Source organism: Parasedimentitalea marina (assembly GCF_004006175.1).
GTDB lineage: Bacteria > Pseudomonadota > Alphaproteobacteria > Rhodobacterales > Rhodobacteraceae > Parasedimentitalea > Parasedimentitalea marina.
The window spans coordinates 152,748-167,175 of the sequence record NZ_CP033219.1 but is presented as its reverse complement, the minus strand read 5'-3'; the positions used below and the strand labels follow the sequence as shown (position 1 = coordinate 167,175).

The following is a 14,428-nucleotide window of genomic DNA, read 5'->3' as shown; positions in this document are numbered from 1 at the left end:
AAGACATAAGGGAAAAGGGAACGATCAATGCACAAGAACCAAGTTGTCCTTCTTGGCACCAAAGGTGGCCCGGCCATACGTCCCGGCACCCGAATGCCGACTTCTATCCTGGTGCAGCTGGATGGGCAGACAATTTTGGTTGATGCCGGTCTTGGCGTGTCGCGCGGCATCTGTGATGCTGGCGTTGCACTGACCGATCTGGATGCGATCGTGATCACCCACCTGCACTCGGACCACTACCTGGAGTTGGGCGCCCTGTTCCACACTGCCTGGACTGCTGGCCTGAACCGGCCCATTCCGGTCATCGGCCCGCTGGGGTTGGATCGCTACTGGGCCAGTTTTCAGCAGGCGATGGAGTTCGACATTTCCCTGCGCCTGCGCGATGAGGGCCGCCCAGACTTTGCGCCGCTGGCAAATATTCAGGTGATCGAACCCGGCCAGATGCAGCTTGGTCCCTTGACCATGGATGTGCTCCGCAATGCCCACCCGCCGATCGAAGACAGCTTTGCCCTGCGTCTGACTGGTCAGGATCACTGCGTCGTGCTGTCCGGCGATACCGCCCCGATCCCCGAAATGGTCGATTTTGCCAAGGATGCGGATCTGCTGGTGCACGAGGCCATGCTAAGCGCCGGCATCGACGCTCTATGTGCCCGTGTTGGCAATGGCGATGACCGCCTGCGCCACCATTTGGAACGCTCGCACAGCCCTGCCGATCAGGTGGGCCGTATCGCCACGCAAGCAGGCGTAAAACGCCTTGCCCTGAACCATCTCGTCCCCTGTGACGACCCCGATTTCACTGAAACAGACTGGCGGGCTGAAACCTGCCGTGAATGGTCAGGTCCGCTGTTTATCGGAACCGACGGGCTGACCATTTCCCTCGACCAAAAGGAAACGCTTTAATGCCTTTGATGAAAAGCTGGGTTGCCTCGGCCAATGACGCCGCCCACCCCTTTCCGCTGAACAACCTGCCTTACGGGGTCTTTTCCACCGATGACGGCGATCCGCGCTGTGGTGTTGCGATTGGCGACATGGTTCTGGACATGCAGGCCGCCGAGGCAACAGGCCTGATCACCCTGACCGACGATCCCCTGTTCGACGTGCCGTTCTGGAACGCCCTGATGGAGGAAGGCCCCGCTGTCTGGGCCGCCCTGCGTGAGCGCTTGTTTGCGCTGCTGGGCAAAGGCGCTGCCGAGCAGGACAAAGTGGAACCGCTGCTGGTGCCGATGGGGGATGCCGAGCTGCACATGCCACTTGCGGTCAGCGAATACACCGATTTCTACGCCGGTATGCAGCACGCCAAAAACATGGGCGCGATCCTGCGCGGCTCGCCCGATCTGCCCGCCAACTGGCTGCACATCCCCATCGGCTACAATGGCCGCGCCTCCTCGGTGGTGGTCTCGGGCACCGCGTTGCACCGCCCCAATGGCCAGACCAAAGCCCCCGACGCCGAGATGCCGTCGTTCGGCCCCAGCAAACGCCTGGATATCGAGCTGGAACTGGGCGCGATTGTTGGCACCGACAGCGAGTTGGGCCAGCCCATCACCGTCGACGAGGCGGACGCAATGATCTTTGGCTATGTGCTGCTGAACGACTGGTCCGCCCGCGACATCCAGGGCTGGGAGTACCAGCCGCTGGGTCCGTTTCAGGGCAAGGCTTTCGGCACCTCAATCTCACCGTGGATTGTCACCTCGGCCGCGCTGGAGGGCTTCCGCGCCCCGACACCACCGCGTGAAAAACAGCTGCTGCCCTATCTGAACGGCAGCAAAGACGGGCTGTATGACATCGAGCTTGAGGTGCTGATGCAGCCCGAAGGCGCCGACCGAGCCAGTTCCCTGTCCAAGACCAACTATAACCGCATGTATTATTCCGCTGCCGAACAGCTGGCCCACCATGCCAGTGGCGGCTGTGCAATGAACGCCGGTGATCTGTTGGGATCGGGCACCATTTCCGGCGCCGAGCGCTCTGAATTCGGATCGCTAATGGAACTCAGCTGGGCCGGGCGTGAACCGTTCACCCTGGACACCGGCGAGACCCGTGCCTTCATCGAAGACGGTGACACACTCACCCTGCGTGGCAATGCCCGCGGCAAGGGCTTCACCATCGGCTTTGGCGACTGCACTGGCCAAATCCTGCCCGCAAAGATCCACCCGCAACGATCTGGGGGCTAACCGATGACCCTCGCGCTTGACCATATCCAGATTGCGATCCCCAAAGGGGGCGAGGACCTGTGCCGCGCCTTCTGGGGTGATCTGATTGGTCTGCGCGAGATCGCCAAACCCAAACCGCTGCAGGCGCGTGGCGGGCTTTGGTTTGCCCTGGCGGGCAGTGAATTACATCTGGGTGTGGAACATCCATTTGCACCCGCACAAAAAGCCCACCCGGGCTTTCGTACCTCCAACATTGCCGCGCTGGCTGCGCGGTTTGAAACCGCAGGTCATGCCCTAACCTGGGACGTAGCAATGGAAGGCCGAAAACGGTTCTTTGCCACAGACCCCTTCGGCAACCGCCTGGAATTCCTGCAAGACAACGACCCGGTTTCATCTTTTTAAAAATACTCCCGCCGGAGGCTCCCAAACCCTCCACAGGCGCTGACACATAAGGACAAACACCATGGCCAAAGCATTCGCATCCCAAGGCGACATGACCGAAAAGAAAATCACCTTCGACGAGATCGGCAAAGGGCTCTATGCCTTTACCGCCGAAGGCGACCCTAACTCGGGCGTTATTATCGGCGACGATAGCGTCATGATCGTCGAGGCGCAGGCGACACCGCGTCTGGCCAACAAGGTCATCGAATGCGTGCGTTCGGTCACCGATAAGCCAATCAGCCATGTTGTGCTGACCCACTATCACGCGGTCCGCGTGCTGGGCGCCTCGGCCTTTGGTGCCGACCAGATCATCATGGGTGACACCGCCCGCTCAATGGTTGTGGAACGTGGCCAAGAGGACTGGGACAGCGAATTCCAGCGCTTCCCACGTCTGTTTGAGGGTCACGAGAGCATTCCCGGCCTGACCTACCCCACCACCACCTTCAGCGAAGACATGACCGTCTATCTGGGCAACCGCCGCGTCGATCTGATGCATCTGGGCCGCGCCCACACAGCCGGCGATATCGTCATCCATGTGCCCGACGAAAACGTCATGTTCACCGGCGACATCGTCGAAGATCACTCGGCCTGCTATTGTGGGGACGGTCACTTTGGCGACTGGGGCAGCACATTGGACAACATTGCGGCCTTTGACGTGGACGCAATTGCGCCGGGTCGTGGCGGCGCACTGATCGGCAAAGAGGCCGTCGCCCGCGCCATCGAAAGCACCCGTGATTTTGTTGAAAGCACCTATCTCCCCGCCGCCAAAGTTGCCGCCCGCAATGGCACCCTGAAAGAGGCCTGGGACGCGGTACGCGAAGCCTGTGATCCCAAATTCAAGGATTACGCCATCTACGAGCACTGCCTGCCCTTCAACGTCGCCCGCGCCTTTGACGAGGCCCGCGGCATCGACCACCCCCGCATCTGGACCGCCCAGCGCGATCTGGACATGTGGGCTGCACTGCAGGGCTGATGCTGAAGGGCGCTCTCTAGCGCTTAGTCTTGGGGCCGGATGACAGCGGACGTTCGACCCCAAGGCGAAAAGCCCAATAAAACAGGCAATAGGCATTGATCCAGATCGTGTCGCCCTAGCCTGAACAATGAGAAAATAAAAGAATACTCCCGGCGACCCCTCGCCGGGAACCGGAGAACCTGTGCTTTGTGCACACCCATCTTGGGAGGAGACCAGATGAATAAGATATTTGAAGTCCCCATGTATCCGTATGAACGCCATGCGGATCAGGATGCATCCGCGCCTGTGCGTCATAAGGTTATTGTTATCGGCGCCGGCCCCGTCGGTCTGGGCGCTGCCATCGACCTGGCCCAGCAGGGCATCGAGGTTGTGGTGCTGGATGACAACGACAAAGTCAGCTTTGGCTCGCGCGCCATTTGCTTTGCCAAACGGCCGCTGGAAATTCTGGACCGGCTGGGCTGCGGTACGCCGATGGTCGACAAGGGTGTGCAGTGGAATGTCGGCAAAGTGTTCTTTGACGAGCGCCCGGTCTATGACTTTAACCTGCTGCCCGAAGATGGCCACGAGTTCCCGGCCTTTATCAATCTGCAGCAGTATTATTTCGAAGAATACATGGTGCACCGGGTCCGCGCCTTGCAGGCCGAGGGCGCCCCGATTGAGCTTCGAGGGCGCAACAAGGTGTCGGCCATCGGCACCCATCCCGATCACGTCACCATCGAGATCGACACCCCGGAGGGCTCATATAATCTGGAAGCAGACTGGATCATTGCCTGTGATGGGGCCGGATCACCGATGCGCTCTATGCTGGGCAAGGATTTTGTCGGCCGGGTGTTCGAGGACAACTTCCTGATTGCCGATGTGGTGATGGAGGCCGATTTCCCAACCGAACGCTGGTTCTGGTTTGATCCGCCCTTCAACAAGGGACAGTCCGCGCTGCTGCACAAGCAGCCCGATAACGTTTGGCGCATTGACCTGCAGCTGGGTTGGGACATCGACAAGGAGCGCGAGAAGCGCCCCGAGAACGTCATCCCCCGCCTGAAGGCCATGCTGGGTGATGATGTGGAGTTCGAGCTGGAGTGGGTCTCTATCTATACTTTCCAGTGTCGCCGCATGGAGCAATTCCGCCATAATAGAGTCTTGTTTGCCGGCGATGCCGCGCATCAGGTCAGCCCTTTTGGTGCACGTGGTGCCAACTCGGGTCTGCAGGACACAGACAACCTGTGCTGGAAACTGAAACTGGTGATCGATGGCACCGCGCCCGAAAGCCTGCTGGACACCTACGATACCGAACGGATCTATGGTGCGGATGAGAACATCCTGAACTCGAGCCGCTCAACCGATTTCATCACCCCGAAATCGGAAATGTCCCGCCTGTTGCGCGATGCGGTGCTGGATCTGTCCGAGCATCATGAATTTGCCCGCCCGCTGGTCAATTCGGGTCGGTTGTCGGTGCCCTGCACCTATGATGGCTCCTCGTTGAACTCGGCTGATGCGCTGAATGGCCCGGCCCGGTCCCGTCCCGGATCGGCCTGTCCTGATGTGCTGCTGGGGGATGACTACCTGCTACCGCAACTGGCAGACAAGTTCACCCTGCTGACCATCGATGCAGAAGCCCCCGACGTGATCGAAGAGGCTGGCATCACGGTCACCCGGCTGGCCCTCTCGGTCAAGGATGACAAGACACTGGCCTTGAAAGACCGCTACCTGGGGGACTGCGACAGCGGTGTCTATCTGATCCGCCCGGATCAGCATGTCGCAGCCCGCCGCCCCAGCTTTGATGAAAACCAGTTCCGCGCCGCCATTCGCCGCGCCAGTGGTCAGGAGTAATCTCATGTCAGACCAATTGATCCTCTCTCCGAACATCACCGGTGCCGACGATTTCTATGCGGAACTGCTCGCCACCCATGACGGCCTCAGCAAGGAAGACAGCGACGCGCTGAACGCGCGGTTGATCCTGGTGCTGGCCAACCAGATAGGAAACCGCGCGATCCTGACACAGGCGCTGGCTGCGGCCGCGCTGAAACCGGAGGTTTAACCGTATGAAAATCGAACAGATCCACCACGTTGCGTATCGCTGCAAAGATGCAAAGCAGACTGTGGAGTGGTACAATACCAACCTGAAAATGGATTTTGTACTGGCAATTGCCGAGGACCATGTGCCCTCGACCCATGAGCCAGATCCCTACATGCATATCTTTATGGATGCGGGCAATGGCAACGTGCTGGCGTTTTTTGAGCTGCCAACCAAGCCCGAAATGGACCGCGACCGCAACACGCCGATCTGGGTGCAACACATCGCGTTCAAGGTCAAAGACCGCGACACGCTGCTGGAATTCCGGGACCACCTTGTGGGGAATGGTGTCGAGGTTCTGGGTGTCACCGACCACTCGATCTTCCACTCGATCTACTTCTTTGACCCCAATGGTCACCGGGTGGAGCTGGCTTGCCCGGATCCAAAAGAAGAGGCGATGCTGGCCAAGCTGGACGCGGTAAAGTGGGATATGCTGGAAGAATGGTCAAAGACCAAGAAGGCCCCCAAACATGCCGAGTGGATGCACTCGAAAGAACTGAGCGACGTATAAGCTCTGGACAGGGTGCGTGGCGGCACGCACCCTGCGATGACTGATTGGGACACGGGTGGAGACCAAGGAATGAGTGAGACGGTTCTGTATGATTATTGGCGCTCGTCCGCCAGTTACCGGCTGCGCATTGCGCTGAACCTTGCGGGTATCCCCTATCGGGCTGTCTCGGTTGATCTGGTCAAAGGCGAACAGAGATCGCCTGAGCATCTGGCCCGCAATCCGCAAGGTCTGGTGCCGGTGCTGGAGATCGACGGGTTGCGGCTGACACAGTCACTGGCGATCCTCGACTATCTGGACCAAACCCACAAGATGGACCTACTGCCCAAGGACCCTGCGCTGCGAGTGCAGGCCCAAGCTTTGGCGCAGAGCATCGCGGTCGATATACACCCTGTGTGCAATTTGGGGGTGGTTGCCTATGCCGCCTCCACTGCGGCCGATCCTTCGGCTGCGCGCGAGGCCTGGATGGCGCGGTTCATCCGGCCCGGACTTGAGGCCTTTGAAAGCCTTGTGGAGGCGTTTGAGCAGCAGCCCTATTGCATCGGCGCGATGCCGGGGCTGGGGGATATCTGTCTGATGCCACAGCTTTACAACGCCCGGCGTTGGGGTGTTGATTTTGCCGACCTGCCCCGGATCGTCGCGGTTGAGGCGGCCTGTGCGCAGCATCCCGCCTTTGCCGCTGCGCACCCGGATGCGGTACACAATACATAACGACACCCGACGTGATATGCGGCCAGCGCCCCCTTTTTGGACGCTGGCCCTGCGGTGTTTTAATCCGCCACGGTCAAATGCGCATGCGGGGCACATCATGCGGGTCAAGCCGCAGTTCGATCAGCACTGGACCCTTGCGGGTCGTCAGCGCCGCAAGCGCAACCTCCAACTCTTCACTGGAGCGTACCTCAAATCCCTGACCGCCAAGCGATGTGGCGATGCCCGCAAATGAGGGCCAGTGGAATTCGGTCAGGCTGGGGTCCATTTTGCGATCCAGAAACTGGATATGTTCGGCGCCATAGGCGGAATCATTGGCGACGATAACGATCAGGTCGAGACCCAGGCGCACGGCCGTGTTGAACTCGTTGATGCCGCCCATCATAAAGCCACCGTCGCCCGTGAACATCACCACAGGTCGCTCCGGAGCCGCCAGACCGGCACCGACAGCTTCCTGCAGGCCAAGACCGATAGAGCCGAAATTCGCTGTCACCACAAAGCTTTGTGGATTTGGCGCAGAAATGCGGCACCAGACCTCGGTCATGAAGCGGCCCCCATCGGTGACCAGCACGCGGTCTTTTGGCAGCGCCGTTTCCAGCTGCTCCAGCGCGTGCACATAATTCACGCAGCCCTCGGCGGTTTTGTCGGACCCGGTAGGGTGCATGGTGAGCGTATCAACGTCCAATTCGCGGGTGAACCCGCTGGCGGCGATCTCGGCCTCGTCCAGCCAATACAGAATGGTTTCAGCCGTCAGGCCGGCATCCGCCACCAGCGCCGCGTCTGGGTGCACCCCACCCCCGATGGCAGTGGGTTCAACATCCACCTGAACGATCCGCTTGTCCTTCATCAACTTGCCACGGTCGGTGGTGAAATCATGCAGTGCGGTGCCGAAACAGACGATGCAATCGGATTTGGCGATCAAGTCATAGGCCGCGGGCGTGGAAAGGGTGCCGAAGATGTCGATGTTATAGGGATGGCCTTGAAACAAGCCTTTGGCCTTTAGCGTTGTCGCCAGCGGGGCCTCTAGCCGGTCAGCCAGGCGGATCAGCTGATCACGCGCCGCGACGGCGCCACCGCCGGCCAGGATCAGTGGACGGCGTGCCGATGCGATCATGCCAATGGCCTCGTCCAGGGTATCGCCTTCGGCCACACCACCCGGTGCGGTGAACACATCAAGCACCTGTGTCTTATGGTTTGCCTCCTCCCACATGAAGTCGGCGGGCATGTTCAGGACAATGGGGCGGCGTTCAACCTGCGCCCGGTAAAAGGCCCGTGCCACATCGCGGCCCACCGTGTCAGGCGCGCGCAGCTGTTCGAAACCGGCCCCCGAGGCTTTGACCAGTTCACGCTGATCAATCCCCTGCAGGTGGCGCGGATTGGCCACTGGGGTATCCCCGGCCAGAAGAACCATGGGAATATGTCCCCGCACGCCTTCGGTCAGCGCTGTTATGCAATTGGTCAGCGCCGGTCCATGGGTCACCGAGGCCACGCCGACCTTGCCAGCGACATGGGCATAGGCCAGCGCCATCAACACCGAGCTGCCCTCGTGCGCGGCCGGCACAAACCGCCCGCCGCAATCGCGCACAAAGCTGTCCACCATGAAGAGGTTGGCATCGCCCATCAACCCAAACATCGTTTCCACACCGTGGTCACTGACCGCGTCGGCTATGGTTTGATAGACATGTTTTTTAGTACTCATCGGTGATCACTCCTGCCGTGCTTTCTCCCGTGATAGCTGAAAACGAATGCGCAAAACGCGCAATCTGGGCAGGTAGAAATAATAATATGCGGCATCTCCGCATGTGTTCAAGAATAACGCGCGAATCTCGCGCCATCTTTGGCGGGTTCACCATCTCGGCGCATGGAGCACCCCTGGCGGGTCACGCTCCGCAGGCGGCCCGCACCCCATAGATAACGTGGGATTAGTCGCCCAGTTTGGCGTGAACTTCGTCGAGGTCAATTTCGCCGATTGGCATCTTGTTGGACGGATCTTCAAAATCATATTTGAACAATTCGAAATCACGTTTGTAGATCTCATAGATCAGATGCATCGACAGATCGTCAAAGTAATCTTCAACCGGGTGAGCCCGTTTGGGGCCATGGCCCTCGCTTTCGTTGAAGCGCGGGATTGCAGTCAGATCAATCGGGTGCGGCGTCTCGATCGCACTGAGAACATCCGCCATCCCGTCATTAAAGCTTTCGGTCCAAAGGATCTTATCGTACTTGCCGCCGTTCCAAATGAACGTCGACACATGGCCAGACATGGCAGACCAGTGAATGTCGGGATCCATCGGACGGCGATAGCGAACAGTATCGCGCACAAACAGCAGGAAACGGCGGAAACTGCGGATCTGGTCGAACTCTTGTTTGCCATCGTCGCCGCCGACCTCGATGCCGTATTCGTAGGTCAGTTTTGGCACCAGATTGCCGCGATACCGCCGTCCGTTGCGCTGAATACCGCAGATCTTGTCGAAGAACGAGCTGAGCACCCGGGTGTAGGGATTGCGTACACAGGTGAAAGCATAAGACTGGTGCCCCTGCACATTGCGGGTAATGGGCGCCTGGCTGTCGTCCATCGCCCATTTGTGCATCCCGGATTTGGCATCATGAATATCACCCTCGAAAAACTCGCCGTGATCGGAATAGTACATGATTTGACCAATGGTCGAGCAAGCGCATTTTGGCACCACACGGTACACAACGCTTTCGCTGCTCGTCATCCAGGTGCCTGGAAATCCCATGTGCTCTTACCTCCATCCGTGCTGCTTTTCGCGCTTATTGACGATTGCAGACATCTATATGCTAAAACCAGAACTAACTGGTTTATTCAATCAGACTTCGCCCTTATCAAGGGATACAATGTAAAGAAATCAGGTGTATTGTCTCCGATATGGCAAAAATCGCATATATTCTGCTCTGCCATAAAGATCCTGAAGCGATCATTCAGCAGGCCGAGCAGCTGACCGCCGTCGGCGATTATATGGCGATCCATTTTGACGCCAGCGCCGACCCTGCATCTTATGCCTTGATCCGCGCGGCGCTGGATCATAATCCCAATGTCACCTTTGTCCGCAAGCGCATCAAATGTGGCTGGGGAGAATGGTCGCTGGTTCAGGCAACCCTTCTGGCCGTCGAAGCCGCCGCAGAAAATTTCTCGCGGGCCACCCATTTCTACATGCTGTCCGGCGATTGCATGGCAATCAAAACCGCAGAATTCACCCATAATTATCTGGACCAAAACGACAGAGATTTCATCGAAAGCTATGACTTCTTTGACAGCAACTGGATCAAAACCGGGATGAAGGAAGAGCGGCTGATTTATCGCCACTTCTTTAACGAGCGGGCCAACAAATCACTGTTTTACGGCGCGATGGAACTGCAAAAACGTCTGGGCCTTAAGCGGGATGTCCCCAACGACATTCAGGTCCAGATCGGCAGCCAGTGGTGGTGCCTGCGGCGGCAAACCATTGAGCGGATTTTAGAATTCACTCATACCCGAAAAGACGTGATGCGCTTTTTCCGCACCACCTGGATTCCGGATGAGACCTTTTTCCAGACATTGGTTCGCCATCTGGTCAACGAAAGTGAGATCGAAACGCGCACGCTGACGTTTTTGATGTTCACCGATTACGGGATGCCGGTGACCTTTCACAACGACCACTATGATCTGCTGCTGAGCCAGGATTTCCTGTTCGCGCGCAAAATCAGCCCCGGCGCCAAAGAATTGAAATCCCGGCTGGGCAGGCTCTATGCCTCTCGCGATGTTAAGTTCCAGATTTCCAACGAAGGGCGCAGTCTGTTTAAATTCCTGGCCGACCAGGGTCGGGCCGGCCGCCGGTTCGGGATGCGGTTCTGGGAGACCGAAAGCTCGCTGGGGCGAGAGCGCGAGCTGATGATTGTGGTGTGCAAGAAGTGGCATGTGGCCAAGCGCCTGGTCGAAAACGTCCGCCAGGTGACCGACATGCCAGCCATCGAGTATCTGTTCGACGAAGAGGCAACCTCGCTGCCTGATCTGGGCGGTATTCAATCCTCGCTTGGGAAACGCACACGCCATCGTCGCGCCCTGATGCGGATGCTGTTCGAGTACCACGACAGCGACCGTCTGGTCGTCTGCATGGATCCCTCAAATCTGGACCTGATGCATGATTTCTTTTCCGACCGGTCCCGCACCCGCCTGTTGCAGATCGACTGTGATTTCACCGACGACTATCTAAGTGGCCATGCGCGACGGGTGGGTCTGGCGGGCGATCGTACGTCGCAGGCGACGCTGGACCGGCTGATGCCAACCATCCGCAATGACATCACCCACGAGGCGGATCGCATTCGCGACGCCGACTTCAGCTCCCATGTCCGCATCCGCCAATCCGACAACACCGACATCAATGCCGCCAAACTGATGGAGTTTTTCAGTGTGTCGCAGGATCAGGCGCAGCAACTGGCGCAGACGCGCCACCTGTTCGAGGATTAACTGCGGCGGTATATGCCGCAGCAATGTATCATCGTGGGGTGTGTCCTGAACGAATAAGGGCTGCCTAGCCGGCAGCCCCTGATCACTTTTTCTTCCAGCTGTCCAGCCAACGCCGAACCCCACTGCGTTTTTCTGACAGGGCATCGCCAGCCGCATAAAGGCTGTCCTCCATGTCCTCGATCATCGGATCGATCCGGGCGCTGCGGAACCGGCGCCAGCGCACGTAGATCGCCCAGAACAATGCCGCCAGCATGGTCAGAAACACGATATTGAACCAATTGGTGGCCGAGTAATCAGGCCCGTCAACCGGTTTGACTGCCACCGTATTCGGGTAAATTGAGTAGAACTCATTGCGCCAACCATAGTGGCGCAACACGACCCACTGCGGGTCTGCCTTGCTGGAAGCCAGATCAGTCAGTTCGGCTTGTAGATTGGAACTGTCGAGTTTGAAATACGGTGGCCAGCCCCAGCCAGTGTCTTCGTTGCGAAACACCATTGGGCGGCCATTTTCATAGAATGTTTCAACAAAGCGCACGTCGCGATTGATCCGTGTCGCACCTTCCTGCGCGGTGTCTTGCTGTGCCCAGAACAATGAATTCTCACCGAAATCAACCCGGCGTACATCCGTGCCGACAATCCGTACAACATCGTGCTGCGGCAGCGTGTAGTGTAATACTGAAGCAAACAGCACCCAGAAGGTGATTATGAACACCCATTTAGCATAGACCATCTGCGGCCCCCTCACATGAAATTCATGACATAAACTAGCAGCCCAATCGCCCCCAGTGGAATGATGTAGACCAGCAGGATCAGCTTGCGCCGGATCGAGCCATCGTATTTCTTCAGCCCACGCTGGACATACTCGTCCCGGTCGACCGTCAGGCCCTTTTGCTTCCAGTGCCGTCTCAACTTGGACTTGCGTACGGCCCGCGAGTACAGCGACACCAGCACATAGACAACCGTCAGCACGATCAGCAGGATAAATAACAGGCGCAGTGGTGCGAACATCTAGCGTCTCCTCTCGCGGGTCACGGCGCCCCAGGGTCCAACCCGGTCGATCATCCGCTCACGGCTGCGGACCTTGGGCATTCCGCGTGGCAATTCAGGTGCGTCCTCGCCAGACATATCAGGTTCATGACCAAATAGCGCGTCACGCGCCCCCGCCTTGTCCACCGCGTATTCATTGGCCAGAAAATGCACCACATAGGCCTTTTTCTGTTCCGACCAGCTGCGGTACTGCTGATAAAACAGCGTCTTGTGGCAGATGAACAGTTGTCGCACATCCAGCGGGCTCAGCTCGGCCAGCAGCATATTCACCAGATTTCGATCCGGGGTATCCGCCGCCCGCAAACTATAGAAATAGGCCGGATGGTCCGAGCTGATCTTGGGCCAGCGACCGCCACTTTCAGCCCAGCGCACCATCGCTGCCAACCCTTCGTATTCCGGTGGCAGATCCTGCGCATGTTGCGCCGTCAGCCGCCGCAGTTTCGAGCGGTGTAAGCCGGTCAGGTCATGCCCCTTGGCGGCCAGCGCATCAGCGGCGATAAAGTCCATTTTCTGCCGCAGGATCGCCGCGCCATCGACGCCCCGCGCCTTGACCACAGGTTCCGCCAGCCCGTTGTAATCCAGAAACTTGGCAATCCGGTTGCGCTCAGCCAGATCAAAAACATATTTGATTGGCAGCTCGCCCACAGGCTTGTCACCACTGGCAATCATCGCCGGGTGCTCGACCGCTTGGAACAGATAGAGCCCGCCAAAATGCGCGGTCCAGTAATTATCCTGCTGAAACGCCTCGTGCTTTAGCTTGACCGGGTTGCGGGTGATATCACCGGTCTGCTTGGCGGTAGAGATCATCTCGGCGATCAGCACATCGTCAAACCAGGCGTCATCCTCGCCCTTGAACCGGTCCACTAGCTCGCCCAGATGCGTCGCATGGCGCAGGGTGCCCTTGGTGGTGTCCGCCTCGATCTCGATCTTATGAATGTCAAACAATCGTGCCGGGGTGTCGATCTCAAAGACCGAGTTCACCAACTCACCCGCCACCGCATCCGTCGCGGTCAGGGCAAACAACTGGCGTTCATTGTCGGTGATGAACCGCCGCAGAATATCGCGATTGACCGAGAATTTTTCGTTCAACAGTGGCGAGCGTTTCTGCTCGGTGCTCAGCAAGATAAACTGCCGGTTCACGCCCGCATGGTTCAGATATAGATCATCGCTTTGCTCATCACCGATCTCGGGTGAGTAGCCCGAGATGTCCACATGAAAATCCGTTAGCGCAGTCGTCTTGCCCGTCAGATGCTGCAGCGCCCGGTTATAGCGCTCTACCAAGGCAGGTGAGGCAACATGGAACAGGTTGCCGAACATTAGGCCATGCTGGATGAGACGTTTCATAGACTGTTCCTTTCTGCCAAATCTTGCCCACGCAACCGTTCTACTCGTTGTGCCAAACTCAACCAGGTCAACAATATCAGCGGAGCCCACAAAATTACCGCCTTCCAGGATGCTTCTATCAGAAACTCCAGCGCCAAAACGTATCCTCCTGCCCCAATCAAAGTTTCATAACTGCGGTTGTCAAAAAGGAAAAATACACCTGCCGACAGAACGGCCATAGTGACACAAGCCAAAATCATCCCAATCGCGACAACCAAATGCGACCGCGTTGCTTTCTGAACAAGCAACCTTGGCACTACAACGGCCAGAATCCCAATAACCATCATGGGCAACCCGGTGTTGAAAAGCGTTACCTGAGTATCGTTCATCGTATCAACACGCTTCAATCCCACCAACCAGCGCGGCTATGCCGCGCAGCCCCCTCCCTTCCCCCCATGGGGAGGGGGCTTGGGTGACACTTGGCAGGTCATCTCGTGATGTAGCAAACACGTTAGCTATTCCCTCGACGTAAGCGCGATACAAATTTGATCGACACCACAAAAACAAAACCAGTGATCCCCATTGGGATAGCCGCACCAATGAACTGCCCCCATCGAGCATAAAAACTGAAATCAGGGTTTTCCACCACCTCCGAACCAGGCATGAACAGCATTCCGGCGGACCCTAGAACAAACGGGAAGAGTATCAGCCAGAACCACCAGCGTGTCATGAGACGCATCAT

General features: G+C 58.0%; 16 protein-coding genes. 9 read left to right on the top strand and 7 right to left on the bottom strand.

From position 1 onward, the window contains the following. Positions 1-27 precede the first annotated feature (27 nt). The 8 genes from EBB79_RS00750 (at position 28) to maiA (ending at position 6,851) form a co-directional block, all read left to right on the top strand. The gene (locus EBB79_RS00750) at positions 28-900 is read left to right on the top strand and encodes an MBL fold metallo-hydrolase (protein WP_127747007.1); all 873 of its coding nucleotides are present in this window, start codon (positions 28-30) and stop codon (positions 898-900) included. Then, positions 900-2,168, top strand: a complete 1,269-nt coding sequence (gene fahA / locus EBB79_RS00745) for a fumarylacetoacetase (RefSeq protein WP_127747006.1) — start codon at positions 900-902, stop codon at positions 2,166-2,168. The genes EBB79_RS00750 and fahA overlap by 1 nt, the downstream gene beginning before the upstream one ends. A gap of 3 nt (positions 2,169-2,171) precedes the next feature. Then, positions 2,172-2,549 carry a VOC family protein gene (locus EBB79_RS00740; protein WP_127747005.1) on the top strand — a complete coding sequence of 126 codons (378 nt, stop codon included), beginning with the start codon at positions 2,172-2,174 and terminating at the stop codon, positions 2,547-2,549. Between the two features lie 61 nt (positions 2,550-2,610). Continuing rightward, positions 2,611-3,561 carry an MBL fold metallo-hydrolase gene (locus tag EBB79_RS00735; RefSeq protein WP_127747004.1) on the top strand — a complete coding sequence of 317 codons (951 nt, stop codon included), beginning with the start codon at positions 2,611-2,613 and terminating at the stop codon, positions 3,559-3,561. A 216-nt stretch (positions 3,562-3,777) separates the two neighbouring features. Beyond that, positions 3,778-5,388, top strand: a complete 1,611-nt coding sequence (locus tag EBB79_RS00730) for an FAD-dependent oxidoreductase (RefSeq protein WP_127747003.1) — start codon at positions 3,778-3,780, stop codon at positions 5,386-5,388. A gap of 4 nt (positions 5,389-5,392) precedes the next feature. Then, on the top strand, positions 5,393-5,596 hold the full coding sequence (locus EBB79_RS00725) for a DUF2783 domain-containing protein (protein WP_127747002.1): 204 nt from the start codon (positions 5,393-5,395) through the stop codon (positions 5,594-5,596). 4 nt (positions 5,597-5,600) lie between these two features. After that, complete coding sequence (locus tag EBB79_RS00720; protein WP_127747001.1) at positions 5,601-6,143, top strand: VOC family protein; 543 nt, start codon at positions 5,601-5,603, stop codon at positions 6,141-6,143. Positions 6,144-6,212: 69 nt separating this feature from the next. After that, positions 6,213-6,851 carry a maleylacetoacetate isomerase gene (gene maiA / locus EBB79_RS00715; RefSeq protein ID WP_127747000.1) on the top strand — a complete coding sequence of 213 codons (639 nt, stop codon included), beginning with the start codon at positions 6,213-6,215 and terminating at the stop codon, positions 6,849-6,851. 73 nt (positions 6,852-6,924) lie between these two features. Here the strand turns inward: maiA and EBB79_RS00710 are convergent, their stop codons facing one another. Together EBB79_RS00710 and EBB79_RS00705 are read right to left on the bottom strand one after the other, a co-directional pair. Next, positions 6,925-8,547 (bottom strand): thiamine pyrophosphate-binding protein, encoded by a 1,623-nt coding sequence (locus EBB79_RS00710; RefSeq protein WP_127746999.1) that lies wholly within the window; start codon positions 8,545-8,547, stop codon positions 6,925-6,927. Positions 8,548-8,770: 223 nt separating this feature from the next. After that, complete coding sequence (locus tag EBB79_RS00705; RefSeq protein WP_127746998.1) at positions 8,771-9,589, bottom strand: sulfotransferase family protein; 819 nt, start codon at positions 9,587-9,589, stop codon at positions 8,771-8,773. Positions 9,590-9,738: 149 nt separating this feature from the next. Here EBB79_RS00705 and EBB79_RS00700 point away from each other — a divergent pair, with 149 nt between their 5' ends. Further along, positions 9,739-11,316, top strand: coding sequence for a DUF5928 domain-containing protein (locus tag EBB79_RS00700; RefSeq protein WP_127746997.1), 1,578 nt, complete (start codon positions 9,739-9,741; stop codon positions 11,314-11,316). Between the two features lie 82 nt (positions 11,317-11,398). Here EBB79_RS00700 and EBB79_RS00695 read toward each other — a convergent pair whose 3' ends face one another. The 5 genes from EBB79_RS00695 to EBB79_RS00675 form a co-directional block, all read right to left on the bottom strand. Further along, entirely contained in the window at positions 11,399-12,046 is a 648-nt protein-coding gene (locus EBB79_RS00695) for a DUF1523 family protein (RefSeq protein ID WP_127746996.1), read from the bottom strand. An 11-nt stretch (positions 12,047-12,057) separates the two neighbouring features. Beyond that, on the bottom strand, positions 12,058-12,324 hold the full coding sequence (locus EBB79_RS00690) for a hypothetical protein (RefSeq protein WP_127746995.1): 267 nt from the start codon (positions 12,322-12,324) through the stop codon (positions 12,058-12,060). Beyond that, on the bottom strand, positions 12,325-13,707 hold the full coding sequence (locus EBB79_RS00685) for a DUF6638 family protein (RefSeq protein WP_127746994.1): 1,383 nt from the start codon (positions 13,705-13,707) through the stop codon (positions 12,325-12,327). Next, a complete protein-coding gene (locus EBB79_RS00680; RefSeq protein WP_127746993.1) occupies positions 13,704-14,093 on the bottom strand; it encodes a hypothetical protein in 390 nt (129 codons plus the stop codon). The genes EBB79_RS00685 and EBB79_RS00680 overlap by 4 nt, the downstream gene beginning before the upstream one ends. Before the next feature lie 104 nt (positions 14,094-14,197). Further along, the gene (locus tag EBB79_RS00675; protein WP_127746992.1) at positions 14,198-14,416 is read right to left on the bottom strand and encodes a hypothetical protein; all 219 of its coding nucleotides are present in this window, start codon (positions 14,414-14,416) and stop codon (positions 14,198-14,200) included. Between the last annotated feature and the right edge of the window lie 12 nt (positions 14,417-14,428).

Bases quoted from the DNA above. Each gene is read 5' to 3' on its own strand.
- EBB79_RS00750 (WP_127747007.1), top strand. From the start codon at position 28: ATGCACAAGAACCAAGTTGTCCTTCTTGGCACCAAAGGTGGCCCGGCC.
- fahA (WP_127747006.1), top strand. From the start codon at position 900: ATGCCTTTGATGAAAAGCTGGGTTGCCTCGGCCAATGACGCCGCCCAC.
- EBB79_RS00740 (WP_127747005.1), top strand. From the start codon at position 2,172: ATGACCCTCGCGCTTGACCATATCCAGATTGCGATCCCCAAAGGGGGC.
- EBB79_RS00735 (WP_127747004.1), top strand. From the start codon at position 2,611: ATGGCCAAAGCATTCGCATCCCAAGGCGACATGACCGAAAAGAAAATC.
- EBB79_RS00730 (WP_127747003.1), top strand. From the start codon at position 3,778: ATGAATAAGATATTTGAAGTCCCCATGTATCCGTATGAACGCCATGCG.
- EBB79_RS00725 (WP_127747002.1), top strand. From the start codon at position 5,393: ATGTCAGACCAATTGATCCTCTCTCCGAACATCACCGGTGCCGACGAT.
- EBB79_RS00720 (WP_127747001.1), top strand. From the start codon at position 5,601: ATGAAAATCGAACAGATCCACCACGTTGCGTATCGCTGCAAAGATGCA.
- maiA (WP_127747000.1), top strand. From the start codon at position 6,213: ATGAGTGAGACGGTTCTGTATGATTATTGGCGCTCGTCCGCCAGTTAC.
- EBB79_RS00710 (WP_127746999.1), bottom strand. From the start codon at position 8,547: ATGAGTACTAAAAAACATGTCTATCAAACCATAGCCGACGCGGTCAGT.
- EBB79_RS00705 (WP_127746998.1), bottom strand. From the start codon at position 9,589: ATGGGATTTCCAGGCACCTGGATGACGAGCAGCGAAAGCGTTGTGTAC.
- EBB79_RS00700 (WP_127746997.1), top strand. From the start codon at position 9,739: ATGGCAAAAATCGCATATATTCTGCTCTGCCATAAAGATCCTGAAGCG.
- EBB79_RS00695 (WP_127746996.1), bottom strand. From the start codon at position 12,046: ATGGTCTATGCTAAATGGGTGTTCATAATCACCTTCTGGGTGCTGTTT.
- EBB79_RS00690 (WP_127746995.1), bottom strand. From the start codon at position 12,324: ATGTTCGCACCACTGCGCCTGTTATTTATCCTGCTGATCGTGCTGACG.
- EBB79_RS00685 (WP_127746994.1), bottom strand. From the start codon at position 13,707: ATGAAACGTCTCATCCAGCATGGCCTAATGTTCGGCAACCTGTTCCAT.
- EBB79_RS00675 (WP_127746992.1), bottom strand. From the start codon at position 14,416: ATGACACGCTGGTGGTTCTGGCTGATACTCTTCCCGTTTGTTCTAGGG.